The following is a 21698-nucleotide window of genomic DNA, read 5'->3' as shown; positions in this document are numbered from 1 at the left end:
GGATAAAAGCACGTTCAAAATTAAAAATTCACGCTATGTTTTGATGTAAAATGCGAAGCATTATTGATGGTTTCTTTGTGGATTTTAAGGTATTATTAAATTCCTTTAATTGCTTATTGGAAATAGTTATGTAATTTAATATTAGAAACTATTCCTATGAAAACAATTTATATCCTTTCGATTCTTTTAATCATATTATTTGGTGGATGTTCCCCATCAGATTCAACCTCCCATCTCAAAATGGGGAACCAGACCATTTTTACTTCTGATGCTGTAAAATTATCTGTTAAGGTAGCAGGCAGAGGCCCTGTTTGTATCTTTTTGCATGGAGGCCCTGGTCAGGATTTTCTTTCCTTTGAAAAAATGGGTGGAGCAAACCTGGAGAAATGTTTAACAATGGTTTATCTGGATCAAAGAGGATCTGGTCATTCGCAAAATGCAAAGAATTATAGTTTAGACCGGGTTGTTCAAGATGTTGAAGAACTGCGGTTAAAATTGGGTGTAGAAAAAGTGTACTTACTTAGTCATTCATTCGGTGGTGTTCTGGCCATTAATTATGCCCTGAAGTATCCCGAACATTTATCTGGCATCATCATGGCGAACACAATAGCCCATTTTATGAATCCAAATCAAGTTAAGGAACAAATTGAATATGGATACCGGTTATTAAAAAAGGATACCACTATAAATGAAACAGATTTTAAAAAATTAATGAATGAAGCGGCGCTGGTTAGAAAAAAGTTAAGCGCAGTGCATCTTGGATATAAATATCTTGCCAATGATGTAAATACCATTATTAAAATGGACAGCATCGAAAATTCCTATAAACGTACATCAGATTTCGGAATGACGCTTTTTATGCCTTTGATGGATAGTACAAAGGTGCAGAAGTATCCGGAATATTTTAAAGATTATGCTTTACTTACCACTGAGATTAAAACACCGGCCTTGATTATAACGGGCAAGGGTGATCATGCGGTTGGACCGGATTATTATAAAAATTATAAATTCCCCAATCAAAAGGTAGCGCAGCTGGGTGGTTCGCATATGCTTTATTATGAAAACAATAAGGAATTTACTGCAACAGTTTGTGATTTTGTTAAACAATAACACAAAAAACAAAAGCCTCCCTGATTTTTAAATCGGGAGGCTTTCTGTTTCATCACGCTGAAATAAATTCAGCATGACGGATGATTAGATTAAGCGACGCCTTCAGCTAAAACCACAATTTTGTTGTGAATGGCTTCAACTACACCGCCTTTAATAAAAAAGCGTTGCTCATCAGCTTTGTTTGCTTTTATAATAACTTCTCCATCTTCTAAAGTAGAGATGATAGGGGCATGGTCTTTTAAAATCTGGAAAGAGCCTAAAGTACCAGGAACCGTAACCGCTGTTACTTCACCTTCGAAAACTTTTTTATCTGGAGTTAATATTTCTAAATTCATTTTTTTTAGATTTAAGTATCAAGTAGCTAGTATCAAGTATCAAGATCGTGTTAGTATTCCTGGTACTTAATACTCAAATCTCGATACTAGTTCGCTTCTGCTAATAATTTTTTACCTTTTTCGATCGCATCTTCAATGCTACCAACCAAGTTAAATGCAGCTTCTGGATACTCATCAACTTCACCATCCATGATCATGTTAAATCCTTTGATGGTATCTTTAATGTCAACCAATACACCTTTTAAGCCGGTAAATTGCTCAGCTACGTGGAAAGGTTGAGATAAGAAACGCTGAACACGGCGTGCTCTTGATACGACTAATTTATCTTCTTCAGATAATTCGTCCATACCTAAGATCGCGATGATATCTTGTAATTCTTTGTAACGTTGTAAAGTTTCTTTAACACGTTGTGCAGTGTTATAATGCTCATCACCTAAAACCGCAGGAGAAAGGATACGTGAAGTAGAATCCAATGGATCTACCGCAGGATAAATACCTAGCTCAGCAATTTTACGCGAAAGTACTGTAGTAGCATCTAAGTGGGCAAAAGTTGTTGCTGGAGCCGGGTCAGTTAAATCATCCGCTGGTACATATACCGCTTGTACTGATGTAATTGATCCGCGTTTTGTTGAAGTAATACGCTCCTGCATTAAACCCATCTCAGTTGCCAATGTTGGTTGGTAACCTACAGCTGAAGGCATACGACCTAATAAAGCCGACACCTCAGAACCTGCCTGTGTAAAACGGAAGATGTTATCAACGAAGAAAAGGATGTCTTTTCCAGCGCCTTCGCCATCACCATCACGGAAATATTCTGCAACAGTTAATCCTGATAATGCTACACGTGCACGTGCACCAGGAGGCTCGTTCATTTGACCGAAAACCAATGTTGCTTTAGATTCTTTTAATTTTTCAGTATCAACAGCTTTCAGATCCCATCCACCTTTTTCCATTGAGTGTAAGAATTCGTCACCATAGTTGATAACACCTGACTCGATAAACTCACGAAGTAAATCGTTACCCTCACGAGTACGCTCACCAACACCTGCGAATACTGATAAACCAGCATAAGCTTTAGCGATGTTGTTTACCAACTCCATAATTAATACGGTTTTACCTACACCAGCACCACCGAATAAACCAATTTTACCACCTTTTGCATATGGCTCTAATAAATCGATAACTTTAATACCTGTAAAAAGTACCTCAGTTTCAGTTGATAAATCTTCGAACTTAGGAGGAGTAGCATGGATAGGACGACCATCAGTTTTATCAACTGTGTTGATACCGTCAATCGCTTCACCAACTACATTAAATAAACGACCTTTAATTTGGTCGCCAACTGGCATTTTAATCGCAGCACCAGTATCAACTACGTCCATTCCACGAACTAAACCGTCTGTAGAGTCCATCGAGATTGCGCGTACACGATCTTCACCTAAGTGTTGTTGAACTTCTAAAACAATTTTTTGTCCATTTTCTTTCGTTATCTCTAACGCATCAAAAATTTTAGGTAGATGGGCATCATTAGCAAAGCTAACGTCAACCACTGGGCCGATAATTTGTGCTATTTTTCCTAAGTTAGGCATATCTGTTGTGAGTAAATTTATTACAGTCAATGAATTAAAGCTGTTTATAGGGGCTCCAATTCGGTTGGCAAAGTTAAGTTATTCTTACTTAATTTTAAATATATATTATAAATTTTTTCAACATGGTTTTTATAGATAATTTAGCGCTATAAATAAGGCATATGAAAACCATTTTAACAACAGGTAGCAACGGTCTTTTAGGGCAGAAATTAACTGAAAAAATTCTCGCCGAGGGCAGGGTAAAGCTTGTTGCCACTTCTAAAGGAGCAAATCGCTATCCGGTAAAGGGTGGATATGGATATGCAGAAATGGATATTTTAAATGCTGCTCATGTTAGGGAAGTTATCGAAACATACAGCCCTGATGCCATTGTGCACACTGCTGCAATGACCAATGTTGATACTTGTGAAGCCAATAAAGCACTTTGTCGCCAGTTAAATGTAGATGCAGTCCAAAACCTGATATCAATATGTGAAGAGAAAAACATTCAATTTATTCATTTAAGTACCGATTTTGTTTTTGATGGTGCCGACGGGCCTTATAAAGAAGAAGATGCCGTTAATCCGGTAAGTTATTATGGCGAATCAAAAGTGCTGGCCGAATCGCTGTTGAAGAACTCAAAGGCAAACTGGACAATCTTAAGAACCATATTGGTATATGGGATCACCAGCGATATGAGCCGCAGTAATATCGTACTTTGGGCGAAAGCAGCTTTAGAAATTGCATCACCTATCAATGTAGTAAACGATCAGTGGCGCATGCCCACTTTGGCCGAGGATTTAGCTGAAGCCTGTTTGCTGGCTGTGGAAAAAAATGCAAAAGGAATTTATCATGTGTCGGGTAAAGATTACATGAGTATTGCAGATTTAGTGAGGAAAGTTGCCGATTATTGGGGGCTTGATCAATCTTTTATTAATGAAATAAGTTCTGCAAGTTTAAACCAAACGGCTAAACGACCAGTTAGAACAGGTTTTGTTTTGGATAAAACGATTAAAGATTTAGATTATCGCCCACATAGTTTTGAAGAGGGCTTGATGATTTTAGATCAGCAGATGAAAAAAGATAATTAGTTCACTAGTTATTAGTTTATTGTAAGGATGCAATACTAATGAACAAATGGCCAATGAACTACTGAACCAATTAATATATTTAACCCATAAAAAAACATAATGGCATTACAAGTTGGCGATACCGCCCCTGATTTTAAATTATACAGTTCTGATCTGACAGAAATTTCTCTTTCTGGTTTCAAAGGCAAAAAAGTAATCATTCACTTTTTTCCGATGGCTTTTACCGGAACGTGTACAGAACAATTGTGCACCATGCGTGATAATTTTAGCTATTACGAAGGGATAGATGCGCAGGTAATTGGCATCTCAGTTGATTCTCCGTTCTCTTTGGCTAAGTTTAAAGAAGTTCAGAGTTATCAGTTCCCTTTATTGTCTGATTTTAATAAAGAAGTATCAGCAGCTTATGGTGCTTTTTATGATGAATTTGCGTTCGGATTGAAAGGTGTTTCCAAAAGGGCAGCTTTTGTAATCAACGAAGAAGGAAAAATAGCTTATGCAGAAGTTTTAGAAGATGCACATGATTTGCCTGATTTTAAAGCAATTAATGATGCATTAAGCGCGTAAAGCTTATTCTGCAAAGAATTATTTTTAGATTTTTTTAAAATTTAATTGGAAATTAAAATATCAAATTATACCTTTGCAGTCCGTTAACGATACGGAAACGCATTTGTAGCTCAATTGGATAGAGCATCTCACTACGGATGAGAAGGTTTGGGGTTCGAATCCCTACAAGTGCACTTGAAGGGATGATTTTTAAATCATCCCTTTTTTTGTCGACTACCATAATACCTAAATATCTCATTTTTAGGTAGTTGATTGATAGTAAATTCATCATGATAGGTGTTCGATAGATGCCATTTTCATAGTATAGGTTCGAGTCGAACACCAGATCTATAAACTCCCTTTTTTTCGGTGTGTCAAATTTCTGAAAGATAGATTTTATATCTGTAAATATATCCGGTTCTTTTTTTAACTTAACCTTGCTTTTCCCAGGAACCTTTCTCGCCTAGGATTTTTAAATAGCTGTTATATGGCTCATTAGTGTGATAAAGTTGATACAGCTGATTGGTTAGCGCTGTGAGAAAGTTAAAGAAAATTGAAAAATCTTCTTCTGAGTTATAAATTCCACCCCACTCATTTAATATCCAATTTAACGTTTTTCCATCCTGAGTGGTGATCGAAAATTCTAAGTAAGGAGTATCTACGTCTGTGTTTTTGTAAAAGTCGCGCTGTAGTCCCCCCAATAGCCCTATTTGCCTTGCGGGAACCTGAATGGAACGTATTTCTGAAAACAAAACAGATCCGAAATAGGAACTGGTAAAGCCTTCTTTACTTAGTGAAACAATTTCTCCCGATCGCCTTTCGGAGGCCACTTTAACCAACTTGTAAATTGCCAAAAACATTAATGGTAAGGAGATTACCAATAGCCAGGCGGGGAAAAGTGGATCTGGATGTACCAGTAAAACGGTGGCTGTTAATACAATAGTCAGCAAGGTGGTAAAAAACCAAAACAGAATAGTTGAGTCTTTTTTGCCGTTATTAAAATGGAAGCGATAGGTATTCATAAATAACTAATTGGATAAATATCAAACCACAATTTCGGAATTACTGCAGTAATGAAAGAGGAATTAATTGATAAAATTTTTAATTTAGCCATACTCGGGGAGCTTAAAGATATCTGCAACTGTTGAAATTGGAGCGGATTTTTATTCTGGTTGTCATCATCAAATTGATTATATGCAAATACGGTTACAGGAAAATATTCCATTGACTGAAGAAGAAATAGAGCAAATGGAGACAGGGCAAAAAGCAGTCATGAGAATCGCTGTAATTACGCTTCTTGCTGGTATGTTCTTTATTGGAATAATCGCCGCTTTGTCGGTAGAAAAGGAAACGCTATACAATTTGAAGTATTACGATTATATTGCTTTTGCAATTATAGGGTTTTTAATGTTTAGTTTTTGCTACTGCATTGCCTGGTTGGTAGATAGGTATAGTAAATACAATTGGAAGAAAGATAAATTAAACGGAAAAAACAGACTAACGAGTGTAGTTATTGGTCGGGACAAAACAGAGCATGCAGAATACCTGACTTTTTCTGGCCCACTTAAAAATGAAAAAATAAGGATTGAGGTTAAGCAGGAGGATTATAGCCGTTACAAAATTGGATCGAAAGTTATTGTTACTTATCTGAAATTTAGTAAGATGGCTCTTGATATTGCAGACTTTTAATTTGAAATCAATAAATATGGCTTTTTCTACTATACGCGATAGATGATTTTCTATTGATGATAGCATCGAGGCATTTTGTTTTTACAATCTAGGTATATTGGAAAATATCAGTTCGGTAATGTTACAAATACTTAAGTTTTTTTAAAAATTTAAAAGGATTGTTTGGTCAGACCGCTTAGTATTTGAAGAAAATTCTGTTAAATATAAAAATGGCACAAGATTCTTCTTAGAAGAAGATAAATGTCATTAAAATAGCGCATTTTTAAATAAATCATCAATTTTAAACGGCATCTAAATTAATAATTATATATTTGCAGCCTTGAAAGTAAGCAATGTCTAATCCTATTAATCAGTGATTTGAATATTACTTTTAGCAGAGCCATAGGAATAAGGCTTTTTTAATTTTTGAAGACAACCTAAACAACTTGAATGCTTAATTTAGTTCTCTTTGGCCCTCCAGGGGCGGGTAAAGGCACCCAATCTGAAAAGCTGATTGCAAAATATCAGTTGGTACACGTTTCAACAGGCGATCTTTTTAGAGCACACGTTAAAGGAGAAACCGAATTAGGAAAAAAAGTAAGTCAATTGTTAGCTGATGGAGAATTGGTTCCTGATGCCATTACAATTGCCATGCTTGAAGAAGAAGTAGATAAAAATCCTGATGCGAAAGGATTTGTGTTTGATGGATTTCCGCGTACCGTTCCGCAAGCAATAGAGCTTGATTTATTTTTAGAGCGTAAAGGCAGTAAAATTGCTGGTGTTATTGCTTTAGATGTTGACCAGGACGAGTTAACAAAACGTATTGCCGAACGTCACAAAACCAGCGGTCGCCCTGATGATGACGCTGAAAAATTAAAAAAACGGATTTCAGAATACTTTGATAAAACCATCCACGTATTGCCTTATTATGAAGAGCAAGGAAAGTTGAACAAAGTAAACGGAATAGGTGAAATTGAAACCGTATATAATGATCTTTGTGCTGTAATTGATCAGTATAAGGTATAAAGTTTAAGTAGGGGATATAAAAGAGACGGTTTTAATTAATTCCCGATCCGATATTCAAAAACATAAAAAAGAGTTATAATGTTAAAACGTTATAACTCTTTAATTTTAAAGGAATTGTTGTTTCGACGTTCCAGTATTAACATTTCAATATTAAAATATGTCACAGGGTTCGAATTTCGTAGATTATGTAAAAATTTGTTGCCGTTCTGGTAAGGGCGGGGCAGGTTCGGCACATTTGCATCGTGATATTTTAACATCAATGGGTGGACCTGATGGTGGTGATGGCGGTCGTGGCGGCCACATTATCGTTAAAGGCAGCATTCATATCTGGACATTATTGCATCTTAAATACCGTAAGCACATTATTGCTGAAGATGGTGGAGCAGGTGGTAGTTCCCATAAATTCGGTAAGCAGGGTAAGGATGAAATCCTGGAGGTTCCGCTTGGTACCATTGCTAAAGATGCTGAAACTGGAGAAATCCTTTTCGAAATTACCAAAGATGGCGAAACTAAGATCTTAACAGCCGGTGGCCGTGGTGGTTTAGGGAATGCACACTTTAAAAATTCGGTTCAGCAAACACCACGTTTTGCACAACCGGGTGAGCAAGGACAAGAGGTTTGGAACATTTTAGAATTAAAAGTTTTGGCCGATGTTGGCTTGGTTGGTTTCCCAAATGCAGGAAAATCTACTTTACTTTCAGTTGTTTCGGCTGCTAAGCCAGAAATTGCCGATTATCCTTTTACTACTATTGTTCCTAATCTGGGTATTGTAAGCTACAGGGGTGGAAAATCATTCGTAATGGCCGATATTCCAGGAATTATCGAAGGTGCATCAAAAGGTAAGGGTTTGGGCTATCGTTTCTTACGCCATATTGAGCGTAATTCGGTATTGTTATTCATGGTCCCGGCTGATACAAGCCGTTCAATTAAAGAAGAATACGAAATCCTTAAAAGCGAACTGGAATCTTACAATCCTGAATTAATGCAGAAACCCCATGTTTTAGCCATTACCAAATCAGATATGTTAGATGAAGAACTGATGGAAGAAATGAAACAGGATCTGCCAAATATTCCATCTATATTTATTTCATCAGTAGCCGAGAAAAATATTTTAGAGCTGAAGGATATGCTTTGGAAAGCAATTGAAGGATAGGAAGTTCATCAGTTCATTAGTCAGTTGTTTATTGGTGCGAAATTCAACCAATCCAATGACTAATGAACAATTAGATTAATTCGATAGTTAAGCCCTTATCCGATCTACAGCCAAACCAATCCATTCTTTAAATAACAATTCCCATGTTCCTAATGCGCTGGCATCTGGAATAATGAAATCACTTATGTCGAATTCAGTATCTCTAGAAAAATTGGTTGGATAATATTCAATTTTTTGCTTAGCCTGTTTATCAAAAATCAGCTTTGCCCTCGGTATGTGCCAGGCGCTTGTAATCACTAAAATTTTAGCTTTAGGGTTGCTTTTTGCGATGAGTGCCAAGCTGTACCTGGCATTTTCGATGGTATTTCTACTTTGGTTTTCAATCAGGATTGCAGCATCAGGAATACCGATCAGTTTTAAGTACTGAATAGCTAAATCAGCTTCTTTTACTTGCTGGTCTTTTAAGTTTGCGCTTCCGCTGCTAAGCAATATCTGCTTAATCTGTCCTTTTTTATAAAGTGCTATTGCCTGGAACAATCTATCTCCTGCCCAATTGAAAGCAATTTCATTATTTCGTTTGTTTAAACCTGAAAAACCACCAAGTACAATTCCAACATCGAATTTATCTGCCTTTGGGTAGCCAGCCTCGTAACTGTTAATTATTTTTCCAACAATAAAGTCATTAGAGAAAAAGAAGAAAATAATCAAAGCACTGAGTAAATATCTTTTCCTTCGTTTAGGTTGTTTTGATGCAATCGCAAAAAATAAAAGCACAAAAATCCACACTATTGGTTTAATGAGGAAAAGCAAAATCTTTGAGAGGATAAAAATCATATACTGATATTATCCTGTAAAACTAAGAAATTGTTTAAACGGTGAAAGGTTTTGACATGTATTAATTAATGCATGCCAATAACCAATTAATGTCTTTATATTTTTATCCTTGCCCTTCTTGCACCTGACCGTTTTCATGTGCATTTTCTAAAATTTCCTTCACATCTGATTTACGTTTCTTAGTAACAGTATGTTTAAAATGTGGCACTTCATGCTCAACAATATCTTCTTCAATGGCTTCAACACCAAAAACTTTCTCTTTTAAAAGATTGTATTTGTCCTGAAATCCATAACGAAGATTTCTGGCCCCGCCGGCAATTTTTCCACGGGTACCTGCACCACTATCAGGGGCAAATAAAATACTAATTACTGCGCCCGCTGCTAAACCAGCCACTAAGGCTAGTGCTATTTTCGCACTGTTATCTGATTCGTGCTTTAAGTATTTTCCGATTAACTTTCTGTATTTCATAACGTAGCATTTTTAAAAAGAACAAATGCCATCATATAATGTTTCGTAAAATCTAAACCAAATCGCAATAAAGCATAATATTTGGTAAGTTTAATATTTTAAATATCTAATAAATGGTAAAAGCAACAATAAACAGGGAACACTATGCGTGTTCGGTAACCAATGGTTCTCATGATATTATAGTAGACGAACCTTTAGAATTAGGTGGAACACATAAAGGTTTTGCCCCTAAGGGATTATTAATGGCCTCTTTGGCATCGTGTGTAGCCATTACCTTAAGGATGTATGCCGATAGAAAGGAATGGCCTATCGATAAAATTGAGGTGGAAGTAAATATTGATACCGAAAATGGAGAAACCATATTTTTTGAAGAAATTGTATGTACCGGGATACTTACCGAAGAACAAAAAATCAGATTGGAGGAAATTGCCGCAAAATGCCCGGTAAGTAAAATTTTAGCATCCGGTCACGAAATCAGATCGAAGGTACTTTAATGGTAACCGTGCAAAACTCGTTTATACATTGATAAAAAGCTTTAATATCTTTACCAAAAAAAAACCTTGGTGTGCTTTGTGCCTTGGTGGTTAAAATAATAATCAATGCCTACCGAAATAAAATGCCCCAACTGTGCCCATGTTTTTCCGATGGAAGAAGCCATGGCCGAAGATTATAAGAAAGAGTTACGTGAGAAAGCGGCTGCTTATGCAAGGCAGAAAGATGAAGAATATCAACGTAAACTGCAAATTTTCGAATCTGAAAAACAGCAGCAATTGAAAGCCTTTGATGCTAAACTTGCTGAAGAGAAAACCAAACTTAAGGATAGTCTGGAGGAAAACCTGCGTAAAAGCATTTCGGCCGATTTTGAAACCAAACTGCAAATGCTGGAAGGTAATGCGAAAGATAATGCCGAAAAACTCAGGTTGGCCCGTGAAAAGGAACTGGAGTTTTTACGCCGTGAGGAAAGCCTTAAAGTAAAGGAAGAAGAAATGGAACTTGCCTTTCAACGTAAAATGCAAGAGCAGCGTAACGAGTTGGTAGAACAGATCCGTAAGCAAGAGGCAGAAAAAAATAGTATTAAAGATACCGAACACCAATTGCGTTTAAAAGAATTGGAAAAACAGCTCGACGACCAGAAAAAATTGGCCGAAGAAATGAAACGTAAGGCTGAGCAGGGCAGTATGCAATTACAGGGTGAAGTACAGGAATTGATTTTAGAAGAATTATTGCGGAGCAATTTTCCATTCGATTTAATTGAAGAAGTTGGTAAAGGCGTGCGTGGGGCCGATTGCGTGCAGGTGGTGCGTAATCAATTCGGACAGGAATGCGGTAAAATTATTTACGAAAGCAAGCGTACCAAAGATTTTGGAGGCGACTGGATCGAAAAACTGAAGAAAGATATGCGGAGTATGGGCGTTGATGTAGCTGTTATAGTGAGTCAATGTTATCCTAAAGGCATGGATTGTTTCGGTCAGCGTGATGGGGTTTGGATCTGCTCTTTCGAAGAAGTAAACGCCGTAGCATATGTGTTGCGTGAAGGTATTTTGCGCTTGGCCGGTGCAGTAAAATCGCAGGAAAACCGTGGCGAAAAAATGCACATGCTTTACGATTACTTAATGGGAGCAGAGTTTTCAGAACAATGGAAAGCCATTAGAGAAGGTTTTATGAGTATGAAGCTATCTATACAACGCGAGCGCGATGCGATGGAACGCTTATGGAAAGCACGTGAAAAACAGTTAGAGAAAGTATTGTTAAATGCGACCCATATCCGCGGCTCGATAGAGGGCATTGCGGGTAGCGATAGTGTGCAGTTGAGCTTAACGGATGAGGATGATGATACCTTGCTTTTAGAGTAACTCGCGGTACGTCATCCCATCCCGATTTTTATATCGTATCGTCATCCAGAACTTGTTTCAGGATCTATTTGAGTGGACCGACGTTGCTCATCGCCATGTGTGGACTGGAAACTGCAAGTTCTAATGTGATATAAATAGTAATAACAATAAATAAATGATAACATGAATAAGAAACCTAACCAATACCTTAACCGCTCTAAAATCCTTACTTTAATATGTACTTTGCTTTTTTTTGGAAATGTTTTCGGGAACGTTCCCGAAAAGGATTTGAAGTCGCCGGACGGCAATCTGGTGGCCAGCTTTGCTTTGGCTGAAGGGGGAGTACCCACCTATACTTTAAAGTACAAAGGAAAAGATGTGATTAAAACCAGTAAACTGGGGCTGGAGCTTAAAGATGGTAAATCTTTAATGAACGGATTTACCATAAGCGATACCAAAACGAGCACTTTTAACGAAACCTGGAAACCGGTTTGGGGCGAAGTAAAAGAAATTGTAAATCATTATAACGAACTGGCGATAACTTTAACACAAAAGGAAACTAACCGCTATATTATTGTGCGTTTACGTCTGTTTAACGATGGTTTGGGTTTTAGATATGAATTTCCTGAGCAAAAAAACTTAGATTATTTCGTAATTAAAGAAGAGAAAACCCAGTTTGCATTAGCTGGTGATCATAAAGCTTTTTGGCTTCCTGGCGATTACGATACACAGGAATACAGTACAGTAACTTCAAACTTATCAGAAGTACGCGGTAAAATGAAGGCAGCTGTAACGCCAAATGCCTCGCAAACTACTTTTTCGCCAACGGGTTTACAAACGCCGTTGATGATGAAAAGTAAAGATGGTTTATACATCAATATCCATGAAGCGGCATTGATCAACTATTCGCTGATGTCGTTAAATCTCGACGATAAAAACATGGTGTTAGAATCGTGGTTAACACCCGATGCAGTTGGCGATAAAGGTTATATGCAGGCACCATGTTTATCGCCCTGGAGAACCATTATTGTAAGCGATAAAGCAGGCGACATTTTAACTTCAAAGCTAACCTATAACTTAAACGAGCCAACAAAATTTAAAGATGTATCGTGGATAAAACCAACCAAGTATGTAGGCGTTTGGTGGGAAATGATTACTGGTAAAAGTACCTGGGCATACAACGATTTAACAAGTGTGCAATTAGGTATAACTGATTATGCCAAGACAAAACCTAACGGAAAACACGCTGCAAATACTGCACATGTAAAAGAATACATCGATTTTGCTGCTAAAAACGGATTAGATGCTGTTTTGGTTGAAGGCTGGAATGAAGGCTGGGAGGATTGGTTTGGCAAAACAAAAGATTATGTATTTGATTTTGTAACACCCTATCCCGATTTTGATGTAAAAGAATTACACCGTTATGCCGCAAGTAAAGGTGTTAAAATGATTATGCACCATGAAACTTCTTCATCTGTACGTAATTATGAGCGCCATTTAGATACTGCTTATAAATTTATGAAAGCCAATGGTTACGATGCCGTGAAAAGCGGTTATGTAGGTAACATGATTCCAAGGGGAGAGCATCACTATGGCCAATGGTTAAACAATCATTACCTGTATGCCATCCAAAAAGCAGCGGAATATAAAATTATGGTGAATGCACATGAGGCTGTTCGCCCAACGGGCCTGGCGCGTACTTATCCGAATTTAATTGGAAACGAATCGGCAAGGGGAACAGAATACGAAGCTTTTGGTGGTAATAATGCCGATCATACAACTATTTTACCTTTTACGCGGTTAATTGGTGGACCAATGGATTATACACCTGGTATTTTCGAAACTAAAGTAAGTGTTTATAATCCTGAAAATACCTCTTTTGTGCACAGTACTTTAGCCCGTCAGTTGGCACTTTATATTACTATGTACAGTCCTTTGCAAATGGCTGCCGACTTGCCTGAAACTTATAATAAATATATGGATGCTTTTCAGTTTATTAAAGATGTGGCGGTAGATTGGGACGATACCAAAGTTTTAGAAGCAGAACCAGGCGATTATATCACTTTTGCGCGTAAAGCGAAAGGTAAAAACAACTGGTTTGTTGGCCGCACCAATGATGAGGTAGCCCGAACATCTAAAATCGATTTTAGCTTTTTGGATTCTGGTAAAAAATATACTGCAACCATTTATGCCGATGCAAAAGATGCCCATTACGAAACCAATCCTAAAGCCTATACCATTCGCAAAATGGAGGTAACCAGTAAAACTAAATTAACGCAGTATTGCGCGCCGGGTGGGGGATATGCGATAAGTATTATGGCGAAATAGCTGGATGAATCTGTTAGTGGTGTCAGTTGTTACCAACTGACACTTCTATTAGTCGTAGTGTCTCACTACGACTTTTTTTGTGGCTATTTTTTGCTACAGATGGACACAGATCAGTTTTTTCTATCTGCGTTTATCCTTTTTATCTGTGGTTTTGACGCCAGTGGTTACCATTACTAAGCTATGGATCCGTCAGATGGTAACATCTGACCGCACACTGAATCATGCAGATCAGATCCTGAGATGAACTCAGAATGACGACCGCTTGGAGAGTTCTTTCCCGCAGATCTCACTGATAATCGCAGAAAAAGCAATCAATTTGCGGTAATCATCTTAAATCTGCACGACTATTTTTTGTATTTGGTAATTAATTATGCCGAGTCACCTTGACAGATCATAACAGCTCACTGCAGGAAAATAACTTATTTTATAATATCTTAGCAAAGACATTAAAACCAAGCAATTTTTTAAAAAGATTAACATGCCCAGAACCAAAAACCATATCGAACTTCAATTTTTAAGCGAACCCTCTGATGTTAATTATGGAGGTAAGGTACATGGTGGGATGATGATGAAATGGATTGATCAGGCTGCTTTTGCCTGTGCTTTACAATGGAGCCAGACTTATTGCGTAACAGTTTATGTTGGGGGGATCCGTTTTTTTCATCCTGTTCATATCGGGCACTTGGTTAAAATGGAAGCACGCATTATTTACACGGGTAAAACCAGTATGCATATTGCTGTTGATGCTTTTTCGAAACCAGTAGGACAGACCGATTTTGTCAAAAATACACACTGTATTATTGTTTTTGTGGCAGTTGACGACGATGGGCAGCCAAAAGCGATCCCAGCATTTAAACCTAAAACCGAAAAAGAAATTGCCATGCATGGTTACGCCATTAAATTAATGGAACTGCGTAAAAGCATTGACAAGGAAATGGAGCCGTATATTGTTTAGCGCTGAGTGGCATAGTCTCTCCAGTTTTTAACCATAGAGAAGGCACAGAGCACACTGCGTTAAGCGTTTGGAGGTGCCGTTTTCCATCTCCCATCTTCTGTTTTACATTTTTTATTTACTCTGTGTACCTCAGTGCAAGCTTGGTGCCCTCTGTGGTAAATAAAAACGCGGAATCTACTCTACAATCGGCAAGCTGAAACAAAACTTGCTGCCTTCGCCAATGGCGCTTACCACCCATATTTTTCCGTTTTCCGCTTCGATAAAATCTTTAGAAATGGCAAGGCCCAATCCAGAGCCTGATTTATTCTGACCATCGGTTGGTACCTGGAAATACCTGTCGAATAATCTTTTCTGGTATTTTTCATCAATACCTTTTCCAAAATCGCGTACAGAGAACTCAATAAACTTGTCTTTTTGGAAAACATCGATGATTACTTTCGATTTTTCTGAACTGTACCGCAATGCATTAGATAAAAAGTTAACCAGTACCCAGGCTGTTTTCTGGATATCGGCATTCACATTCGGCAAGTTCTGGTTGCAGTTAAGTACCAGTTGAATCGATTTTTGTTCGGCCTGAAATTTAACTGCATCAACGGCATAACTTACAATTTCTTCGGGTTTGGTTATGGCAAAAGTGAGTTTTAAATTACCGGTTTCTACTTGTGAAAGATCTAAAAGCTCGCTGGTGATTTTTAGCAACCTGTCGCTATCTTCTTTGATGTGATTGAGCAGCTCATGCTGCTCTTCGTTCATGGCACCCACACGCTCATCGTTAAGCAATTTCAAGCTCATTTTGATAGATGATAATGGTGTTTTTAACTCGTGCGAAACGGTGGCGATAAAATTTGTTTTGGCTTCATCGAGCTCTTTAAACTGCGTAATGTTTTTTAATGTGTAAACACTTCCCGCAGATTTAGAAGAGGCAATTAAGGTATTATCGTCTTGCTCTTCATAATTTGGAATGATGATTTCGCGGTTTTCCAACAGGAAATACGATTCTTTATCATCAGCATAAATTTTTAAGGTATTATCATTGGTTTCGGGTTTAATGATCCGTTTAAGCAGCTCGTTTTTTTGCATCAGTTCAGCTACATTTTGGCCAATTACCTTATCTTCATCCAGACTCATCAGTTTTGCAGCCAGATGATTTAGAAAGAGTACTTCTCCCTTTTCATTCAGACCGATTATCGCATCCTGCATTTGTGCAATAATCGCTTCGATACGAGATTTTTCGGATTTAATTTTAGATAAATTACTATTTTCCCACTCGTTTAATTTAATCACCATTCCATTAAAGGAATCTGCCAATTCTGTAAACTCATCTTCGTTTTCGAAATGCAAGCGCTGTTTATAGTTTTTACGACTAATCTGCTTAATGGCTGCACTAAATTCAGCAAGGGGGTTGGCTACAAAACCCGGAAAATTTACAATGAACGTAAAGAGGATAATAAAACTCAGGGTAGCGGCAATCATGATGTAGATGTTTGCCCTCGATGAGGTTTCGTTAGCCAATTCATTTTTATAGTAAATGGCTTTCATATTTAGCTCTTCAATATTTTGCAGCGCAACGCGCAAATTTTTGATGCTATTTTCTTTATTGACTGATGATTGTGAGTTGTTCAGTACGCTAAAAGCCGTTTCTAATTTCTGGAAAGCCACTTTTTCGCCGGGTTCGGTAATGTTTAACTCTTCATTTTTAAGGTTTTCTGTAAATATAGCCAGTTGTGGACTGTTTAAGGGAAACTGGTTCTCGTCAATTACATTGCGCATGGCAGCAACATATTTCAACGATTTGTAGTTGTCTTTAAGAATTACCTTCGATTTATCGGAAAGCTCGTTTAAGTAAAAGAGCGCTATTAATCCGAAGGATAAAACAATTATAAAGAGAAACCCGAATCCGAGGCGGAGCTTGGTTTTTATTTTCATCTGTTTATGTTTTTTTTAATGGTGATGAAGCTATCATGATTTGCTTATTTTATTGTGTGATATTTGAAAATCATTGATGGTTTCATGACTTTTTTAGTTTAACCGCAAAGGAAGGAGAGGTTTTTGCTAAGTAAGCAAAGCAATTTCTCTCTTTTTTGCGGTAAAAATAGGTTATAATTAAATCTGTTTCCTGATCAACTAAATTATATAATAAAGGTTAAATAAATAGCATCTGTTTACCCTGTGGTCAATAGCTATGCCAGTAGATGGTGTTATTGTTTAAGTTGTTGTTTTTTAGGGTTATATGGAATTTTTGTGATTGTTTAAGTGAAAAAAACCTTTTCATTTTGGAAGGGTTTTTACCATTATGAACTATTGGTCCTGTAGGTTTAATGCGCTGTTTTACGTTCCTAAACCTGATTGCAATGGAAAGCCCGTAAGCGAGGATCCCGATTCATCGGGACGGACTTGGAATGAAAAGCAGGACTGACGCTCCTATGAAATGCAGGCTGGGCTTTCCAAAAGAAGATCAGACTATTATTTTTCGGAAAGCAGGTTTGGTAGCATTTAGGTCGATGTATTCCCACTGTCCGCTTTACTGCGTGCCCGCTTCCATTTGGTTTAGGTGGCACGGTCTGTACAATTATTTAGGGCTGCAGGGTGCAGAGAAAATAAATAGCGATTAGAATTTGATAAATTTTTCTATCTGCTCGTTGGTAAATTTGATGGTATCCGGATGATAGAAATTACCCGCTGTATCTAACTCGGTTTTAATATTTGGAATGTGCAGCCGTAAAGGCAAAATGTGGAGGTGGATATAATGGCAAACGCCTGTAAAATGATCTACCCCGCGGATATTACCATATTTACCAGAAGAAATTCCGACTAAAGCAGCCTTTTTATCATAAAAACTATCGGGGAAATTACAGGCATCTATTAACACTTTTAGTACACCTGGGTAGCTTCCATTGTACTCTGGCATGATAAATAAAAACTTTTCGGTATTGTTAATCATGTCCTGGATTTCTTGAAAAGCTGCTGATCTTTTGCCATACATATCCGTATTCAAAACATCTATAGGCAGGTGTTCCAGGCTGAACAAACTGGCATCGGCTCCTTTTTCTTTTAGTTGCCTTTGGTAATATTTAGCAACTTTTAGCGTATTGCTATTGGGCCTGTTGGTAGCGGCTATAATTGTGATCATGGATAATTGTTAATAAGATGTGTAAAACCCAAACACGCTTCTTGCTAAAATTGCCATATAGTTTGTATCTTAGCTGATTGTGAAAAAGGCCGTAAACAACGCAAAAATAGAACTTTTTGCCAATTAAAAGGTATAAATAACACAGCCCAAATAAACGTTAAGTAAATTTCGGATACATAGATGAGCAAAATTATTGCATTAGCAAATCAAAAAGGTGGTGTTGGTAAAACAACTTCATCTATAAACCTGGCTGCGAGTTTGGCCGTACTAGAATACAAAACTTTACTGGTTGATGCTGATCCTCAGGCAAATTCGACTTCAGGTATCGGTTTCGATCCCCGGAATATTAAAGATAGTATTTATGAGTGTATCATTAATGATATCGATCCTTTACAGGCCATCCAGAAAACGGATACACCAAATTTAGATTTACTGCCTGCCCACATCGATCTGGTTGGTGCAGAAATCGAGATGATTAACCTGAACAACCGCGAGTATAAAATGAAAGCGGTTTTGGAGAAAATCAAAGATCAGTATGATTTTATTATCATCGATTGTTCGCCATCCTTGGGTTTAATCACCATTAATGCTTTAACAGCAGCCGATTCGGTTATTATTCCTGTTCAGTGTGAGTATTTCGCGCTGGAAGGTTTGGGTAAATTATTAAATACCATCAAAATTGTTCAGAACCGTTTAAACCCTGATCTGGAAATTGAAGGTATTTTACTAACCATGTACGATGTGCGTTTACGTTTATCAAACCAGGTGGTAGAAGAGGTGAAAACGCATTTCCACGAACTGGTTTTCGATACCATTATTCAGCGTAATACACGTTTAAGTGAAGCACCTAGTTATGGCGTTTCGGTAATTATGCACGATGCGAATTGCAAAGGCGCCATTAATTACCTTAACCTTGCGCGTGAAATTGTAAAGAAAAACGGCCTTTTAAAGGAAGAAGAAAACATAGGAACAGCAACTTTATAAATTATAGATGACATCTTTTCAGCGAAAAACAGGTTTAGGAAGAGGGTTAAGTGCGCTTTTAGATGATAGCGAATCTTCTCATCCGCCCAAACAGCAGGTAAATGCTGTTAGCGAAACCGAGCAGATTGGCAATATCAGTCACGTAAGTTTAACTGAAGTTGAAACCAATCCATACCAGCCCCGTACCGAATTTGACCAGGTAGCTTTAAATGAGCTTGCCGATTCGATTAAGATACAGGGTTTAATACAGCCGATTACGGTTAGAAAACTCGGCGCAAACAAATACCAGCTCATTTCTGGCGAGCGTAGGTTCAGGGCTTCGAAGCTGGCTGGCTTAACACAGATTCCTGCTTACATCCGGAGTGCCAACGACCAACAGATGTTGGAAATGGCCCTGATCGAAAATATTCAGCGCGAAAATTTAAATGCCATTGAAGTAGCATTGAGTTTCCAAAGGATGATCGATGAGGTAGGTTTAAAACAAGAGCAATTAGGTGAACGTGTAGGTAAAAACCGTACAACGGTTACCAATTACCTGCGTTTGCTAAAACTTCCGCCAGCTATTCAGGCTTCCATCCGCGATCAGAAAATTAGCATGGGGCATGCAAGAGCCTTAATTAATGTTGATGGTGTTGATAAACAATTGTTTATCCACCAGGAAATTCTGGAAAAAGGATTGTCGGTACGTAAGGTAGAAGAGCTTGTGCGTAATTTGCAGCATGTACCTTTAAAAAGCAGCGAAAAATCGAAAGAAAAAGCAGTTTCTTTTCAATATCAAAAATTACAGGACGATCTGGCCTCTAAATTTGCTACCCGCGTAAAGTTAAAAGTAAGTCAGAATGGTAAGGGGGCGATAGAAATTCCTTTTATGAGTGATGACGACTTAAACCGAATTTTAGAGTTATTAGACTGGTAATGCAAAAGACTAAGCTTTTAATACTGGTTACTGCATTTACATTTTTTCTTGTAAACTTGGCCTCAGCACAGGTTAAGGATACGGTATTAAAACCTGCTGATACTTCGAAAATTAAATTATCTAAATCGTTAGATACTGCGGCTAAAAAACCGATGACCAGAAAGGATTCGATGAAAGCCAAGTATGTTAATCCGGGTAAGGTTGCCGGTAGAAAAGCGGTTTTCAGATCGATGATTATACCAGGCTGGGGGCAATTGTACAATATACAACTGCTTAAGGATGGTTATGGTACAAGAGCTGGAAAAAGCCAGTTTTTTCAAAAGCTGTATACCGGTGGTAAAATTGCAGCTATTTATGGTGGTATAACCGTGCTTACCATGTCGTACATCGAAAGTAGCAAACAATATAATTTAGCGCTAACAGAATTACAGTATCGCGATGCGCATAGTGATCAGCCTGATCCTAACGGCCCTTTTGGCAGCCGTTATTCTACTACAGGCATAACCCAACGTAAAGATACCTATAGAAGAAATAAACAGATTGTATTGTTCTCTTACGGTTTGGTTTATTTCGCCAATGTGGTTGATGCCTATGTTGCAGCCCGTTTGCATTTCTTCAATATTGATGATAACCTTTCCTTTAAAGTAATGCCATCCATGATTAATACCAATTCGATGTATGGTTTCAATGCAACACCTGCATTAAAATTATCACTAACATTTTAATATCGGAAACTATCATGATACTCAATATTAATACTACAGGTGAAATCATAATTGTTTATCCACTGCTAAAGGTTAGATACAACAGGAATAAAAAATTGAAAAAAAATATAAACAGATGAAACCATCATGATTTTTCAAACCACTTGGGATGAATAAATGGCTCAAGCTTCCTTGAACATCATTAAAAACATCTACATTGGAGAAAAATCCAATAGCTTCATCACAAATTAAAACTAAACTATAAACACATGAAAATTGCGCTTTTAGGATACGGTAAAATGGGGCAGATTATCGAGAAATTTGCAGTAGAACGTGGCCACGAAATTGTTTTAAAAATAACGATCGATAATCAGGAAGATTTAACCAGACAAAATTTGAAATCGGCTGATGTAGCCATCGATTTTAGTACGCCTGATTCGGTTTTGAAAAATATTGATGCCTGCTTTGATGCCAATGTGCCTATAGTTGTAGGAACAACAGGCTGGTACGGAAAACTCCAGGAGGTAAAAGACGATTGCAACAACAGTAACAATACGTTACTTTATGGGTCTAACTTTAGTATTGGCGTAAATTTATTCTTTAAGCTTAATCAAACTTTGGCCAAGCTGATGAATAACTACCCAGCCTATGAGGTTCAGGTTGAAGAAATTCACCACACGCAAAAACTGGATGCACCAAGTGGTACAGCCATCACTCTTGCTGAAGGGATTGTAGATAACCTGGACAGAAAACAAGAGTGGTTAAACGAAGTGGTAGGAACTGATGTTGAATTGTTTCCGAAAGCAGAGCAATTGCTGATAGAATCGCATAGGATAGAAAATATCCCGGGTACACATACTGTAATTTACAGTAGCGAAGTGGATGAAATAGAAATTAAACACACGGCGCATAATAGGGCTGGTTTTGCTCTGGGTGCAGTTGTAGCAGCAGAATGGTTGAAAGATAAAAAAGGATTTTTCAGCATTACTGATATTTTTGAATAAAGTCCAAAGCCTAAAGCACAATATAAGTTGTGAAATCACTCAATCTGT

Annotated in this window: 21 protein-coding genes and 1 tRNA gene; 15 read left to right on the top strand and 7 right to left on the bottom strand. The window is 37.6% G+C overall.

Annotated features, from left to right (window positions below):
• Positions 1–156: 156 nt before the first annotated feature.
• Positions 157–1110, top strand: coding sequence for an alpha/beta fold hydrolase (locus ACN9MR_RS17960; RefSeq protein ID WP_426325693.1), 954 nt, complete (start codon positions 157–159; stop codon positions 1108–1110).
• A gap of 89 nt (positions 1111–1199) precedes the next feature.
• On the opposite strand, the gene atpC is transcribed toward ACN9MR_RS17960, so the two are convergent.
• Positions 1200–1445: an ATP synthase F1 subunit epsilon gene (gene atpC / locus ACN9MR_RS17955; RefSeq protein ID WP_029276466.1), complete on the bottom strand. Its 246-nt coding sequence runs from the start codon at positions 1443–1445 to the stop codon at positions 1200–1202.
• Between the two features lie 86 nt (positions 1446–1531).
• Entirely contained in the window at positions 1532–3034 is a 1503-nt protein-coding gene (atpD, locus tag ACN9MR_RS17950; protein ID WP_029276465.1) for a F0F1 ATP synthase subunit beta, read from the bottom strand.
• Between the two features lie 161 nt (positions 3035–3195).
• Here atpD and ACN9MR_RS17945 point away from each other — a divergent pair, with 161 nt between their 5' ends.
• The 3 genes from ACN9MR_RS17945 to ACN9MR_RS17935 all read left to right on the top strand — a co-directional run bounded on the left by ACN9MR_RS17945 (position 3196) and on the right by ACN9MR_RS17935 (position 4841).
• Positions 3196–4104 (top strand): SDR family oxidoreductase, encoded by a 909-nt coding sequence (locus tag ACN9MR_RS17945; protein ID WP_426325690.1) that lies wholly within the window; start codon positions 3196–3198, stop codon positions 4102–4104.
• A 99-nt stretch (positions 4105–4203) separates the two neighbouring features.
• Positions 4204–4668 carry a redoxin domain-containing protein gene (locus ACN9MR_RS17940; RefSeq protein WP_426325688.1) on the top strand — a complete coding sequence of 155 codons (465 nt, stop codon included), beginning with the start codon at positions 4204–4206 and terminating at the stop codon, positions 4666–4668.
• A gap of 99 nt (positions 4669–4767) precedes the next feature.
• Positions 4768–4841: transfer RNA gene (locus ACN9MR_RS17935), tRNA-Arg, on the top strand.
• Between the two features lie 237 nt (positions 4842–5078).
• On the opposite strand, the gene ACN9MR_RS17930 is transcribed toward ACN9MR_RS17935, so the two are convergent.
• Positions 5079–5669, bottom strand: coding sequence for a hypothetical protein (locus ACN9MR_RS17930; protein ID WP_426325686.1), 591 nt, complete (start codon positions 5667–5669; stop codon positions 5079–5081).
• Positions 5670–5841: 172 nt separating this feature from the next.
• Here ACN9MR_RS17930 and ACN9MR_RS17925 point away from each other — a divergent pair, with 172 nt between their 5' ends.
• The 3 genes from ACN9MR_RS17925 (at position 5842) to obgE (ending at position 8494) form a co-directional block, all read left to right on the top strand.
• Complete coding sequence (locus ACN9MR_RS17925) at positions 5842–6336, top strand: hypothetical protein (RefSeq protein WP_426325684.1); 495 nt, start codon at positions 5842–5844, stop codon at positions 6334–6336.
• 429 nt (positions 6337–6765) lie between these two features.
• Positions 6766–7341 (top strand): adenylate kinase, encoded by a 576-nt coding sequence (locus tag ACN9MR_RS17920; protein ID WP_121283653.1) that lies wholly within the window; start codon positions 6766–6768, stop codon positions 7339–7341.
• Between the two features lie 157 nt (positions 7342–7498).
• Positions 7499–8494, top strand: coding sequence for a GTPase ObgE (gene obgE / locus ACN9MR_RS17915; RefSeq protein WP_029277724.1), 996 nt, complete (start codon positions 7499–7501; stop codon positions 8492–8494).
• 87 nt (positions 8495–8581) lie between these two features.
• Here obgE and ACN9MR_RS17910 read toward each other — a convergent pair whose 3' ends face one another.
• Positions 8582–9328, bottom strand: a complete 747-nt coding sequence (locus ACN9MR_RS17910) for a YdcF family protein (RefSeq protein WP_426325681.1) — start codon at positions 9326–9328, stop codon at positions 8582–8584.
• A gap of 103 nt (positions 9329–9431) precedes the next feature.
• On the bottom strand, positions 9432–9797 hold the full coding sequence (locus ACN9MR_RS17905; RefSeq protein WP_426325679.1) for a YtxH domain-containing protein: 366 nt from the start codon (positions 9795–9797) through the stop codon (positions 9432–9434).
• A 113-nt stretch (positions 9798–9910) separates the two neighbouring features.
• On the opposite strand from ACN9MR_RS17905, the gene ACN9MR_RS17900 reads away from it, so the two are divergent.
• The 4 genes from ACN9MR_RS17900 to ACN9MR_RS17885 all read left to right on the top strand — a co-directional run bounded on the left by ACN9MR_RS17900 (position 9911) and on the right by ACN9MR_RS17885 (position 14912).
• Positions 9911–10291, top strand: coding sequence for an OsmC family protein (locus ACN9MR_RS17900; RefSeq protein ID WP_426325677.1), 381 nt, complete (start codon positions 9911–9913; stop codon positions 10289–10291).
• A 105-nt stretch (positions 10292–10396) separates the two neighbouring features.
• Positions 10397–11650: a DUF2130 domain-containing protein gene (locus ACN9MR_RS17895; RefSeq protein ID WP_426325675.1), complete on the top strand. Its 1254-nt coding sequence runs from the start codon at positions 10397–10399 to the stop codon at positions 11648–11650.
• Between the two features lie 162 nt (positions 11651–11812).
• On the top strand, positions 11813–13957 hold the full coding sequence (locus ACN9MR_RS17890) for a glycoside hydrolase family 97 protein (RefSeq protein WP_426325673.1): 2145 nt from the start codon (positions 11813–11815) through the stop codon (positions 13955–13957).
• 478 nt (positions 13958–14435) lie between these two features.
• Positions 14436–14912: an acyl-CoA thioesterase gene (locus ACN9MR_RS17885; RefSeq protein ID WP_116251707.1), complete on the top strand. Its 477-nt coding sequence runs from the start codon at positions 14436–14438 to the stop codon at positions 14910–14912.
• Between the two features lie 174 nt (positions 14913–15086).
• On the opposite strand, the gene ACN9MR_RS17880 is transcribed toward ACN9MR_RS17885, so the two are convergent.
• Positions 15087–16838, bottom strand: coding sequence for an ATP-binding protein (locus ACN9MR_RS17880; protein WP_426325670.1), 1752 nt, complete (start codon positions 16836–16838; stop codon positions 15087–15089).
• A gap of 682 nt (positions 16839–17520) precedes the next feature.
• Positions 17521–18042, bottom strand: coding sequence for an NADPH-dependent FMN reductase (locus tag ACN9MR_RS17875; RefSeq protein WP_426325668.1), 522 nt, complete (start codon positions 18040–18042; stop codon positions 17521–17523).
• Positions 18043–18222: 180 nt separating this feature from the next.
• Here ACN9MR_RS17875 and ACN9MR_RS17870 point away from each other — a divergent pair, with 180 nt between their 5' ends.
• From ACN9MR_RS17870 to dapB, 4 genes are all read left to right on the top strand, one after another.
• Complete coding sequence (locus tag ACN9MR_RS17870) at positions 18223–19026, top strand: ParA family protein (protein ID WP_029280114.1); 804 nt, start codon at positions 18223–18225, stop codon at positions 19024–19026.
• Positions 19027–19033: 7 nt separating this feature from the next.
• Positions 19034–19942, top strand: coding sequence for a ParB/RepB/Spo0J family partition protein (locus ACN9MR_RS17865; protein ID WP_426325666.1), 909 nt, complete (start codon positions 19034–19036; stop codon positions 19940–19942).
• Complete coding sequence (locus ACN9MR_RS17860) at positions 19942–20667, top strand: DUF5683 domain-containing protein (protein WP_426325664.1); 726 nt, start codon at positions 19942–19944, stop codon at positions 20665–20667. Before ACN9MR_RS17865 ends, ACN9MR_RS17860 begins: the two co-directional genes overlap by 1 nt.
• Positions 20668–20915: 248 nt before the next feature.
• Positions 20916–21650 (top strand): 4-hydroxy-tetrahydrodipicolinate reductase, encoded by a 735-nt coding sequence (gene dapB / locus ACN9MR_RS17855; RefSeq protein WP_426325661.1) that lies wholly within the window; start codon positions 20916–20918, stop codon positions 21648–21650.
• Positions 21651–21698: the final 48 nt, after the last annotated feature.

The sequence above is a fragment of the Pedobacter sp. R-06 genome (genome assembly GCF_049913135.1).
Taxonomy (GTDB): domain Bacteria; phylum Bacteroidota; class Bacteroidia; order Sphingobacteriales; family Sphingobacteriaceae; genus Pedobacter.
This window is presented reverse-complemented; position numbering and strand designations above follow the sequence as displayed.

Excerpts from the sequence above, each read along its gene's own strand:
- atpD (WP_029276465.1), bottom strand. The coding sequence starts at position 3,034 with ATGCCTAACTTAGGAAAAATAGCACAAATTATCGGCCCAGTGGTTGAC.
- ACN9MR_RS17910 (WP_426325681.1), bottom strand. The coding sequence starts at position 9,328 with ATGATTTTTATCCTCTCAAAGATTTTGCTTTTCCTCATTAAACCAATA.
- ACN9MR_RS17875 (WP_426325668.1), bottom strand. The coding sequence starts at position 18,042 with ATGATCACAATTATAGCCGCTACCAACAGGCCCAATAGCAATACGCTA.
- dapB (WP_426325661.1), top strand. The coding sequence starts at position 20,916 with ATGAAAATTGCGCTTTTAGGATACGGTAAAATGGGGCAGATTATCGAG.
- ACN9MR_RS17905 (WP_426325679.1), bottom strand. The coding sequence starts at position 9,797 with ATGAAATACAGAAAGTTAATCGGAAAATACTTAAAGCACGAATCAGAT.
- ACN9MR_RS17940 (WP_426325688.1), top strand. The coding sequence starts at position 4,204 with ATGGCATTACAAGTTGGCGATACCGCCCCTGATTTTAAATTATACAGT.
- ACN9MR_RS17885 (WP_116251707.1), top strand. The coding sequence starts at position 14,436 with ATGCCCAGAACCAAAAACCATATCGAACTTCAATTTTTAAGCGAACCC.
- ACN9MR_RS17860 (WP_426325664.1), top strand. The coding sequence starts at position 19,942 with ATGCAAAAGACTAAGCTTTTAATACTGGTTACTGCATTTACATTTTTT.
- obgE (WP_029277724.1), top strand. The coding sequence starts at position 7,499 with ATGTCACAGGGTTCGAATTTCGTAGATTATGTAAAAATTTGTTGCCGT.
- ACN9MR_RS17895 (WP_426325675.1), top strand. The coding sequence starts at position 10,397 with ATGCCTACCGAAATAAAATGCCCCAACTGTGCCCATGTTTTTCCGATG.
- ACN9MR_RS17870 (WP_029280114.1), top strand. The coding sequence starts at position 18,223 with ATGAGCAAAATTATTGCATTAGCAAATCAAAAAGGTGGTGTTGGTAAA.
- ACN9MR_RS17960 (WP_426325693.1), top strand. The coding sequence starts at position 157 with ATGAAAACAATTTATATCCTTTCGATTCTTTTAATCATATTATTTGGT.
- ACN9MR_RS17880 (WP_426325670.1), bottom strand. The coding sequence starts at position 16,838 with ATGAAAATAAAAACCAAGCTCCGCCTCGGATTCGGGTTTCTCTTTATA.
- ACN9MR_RS17925 (WP_426325684.1), top strand. The coding sequence starts at position 5,842 with ATGCAAATACGGTTACAGGAAAATATTCCATTGACTGAAGAAGAAATA.
- ACN9MR_RS17930 (WP_426325686.1), bottom strand. The coding sequence starts at position 5,669 with ATGAATACCTATCGCTTCCATTTTAATAACGGCAAAAAAGACTCAACT.
- ACN9MR_RS17920 (WP_121283653.1), top strand. The coding sequence starts at position 6,766 with ATGCTTAATTTAGTTCTCTTTGGCCCTCCAGGGGCGGGTAAAGGCACC.
- ACN9MR_RS17900 (WP_426325677.1), top strand. The coding sequence starts at position 9,911 with ATGGTAAAAGCAACAATAAACAGGGAACACTATGCGTGTTCGGTAACC.
- ACN9MR_RS17945 (WP_426325690.1), top strand. The coding sequence starts at position 3,196 with ATGAAAACCATTTTAACAACAGGTAGCAACGGTCTTTTAGGGCAGAAA.
- atpC (WP_029276466.1), bottom strand. The coding sequence starts at position 1,445 with ATGAATTTAGAAATATTAACTCCAGATAAAAAAGTTTTCGAAGGTGAA.
- ACN9MR_RS17865 (WP_426325666.1), top strand. The coding sequence starts at position 19,034 with ATGACATCTTTTCAGCGAAAAACAGGTTTAGGAAGAGGGTTAAGTGCG.
- ACN9MR_RS17890 (WP_426325673.1), top strand. The coding sequence starts at position 11,813 with ATGAATAAGAAACCTAACCAATACCTTAACCGCTCTAAAATCCTTACT.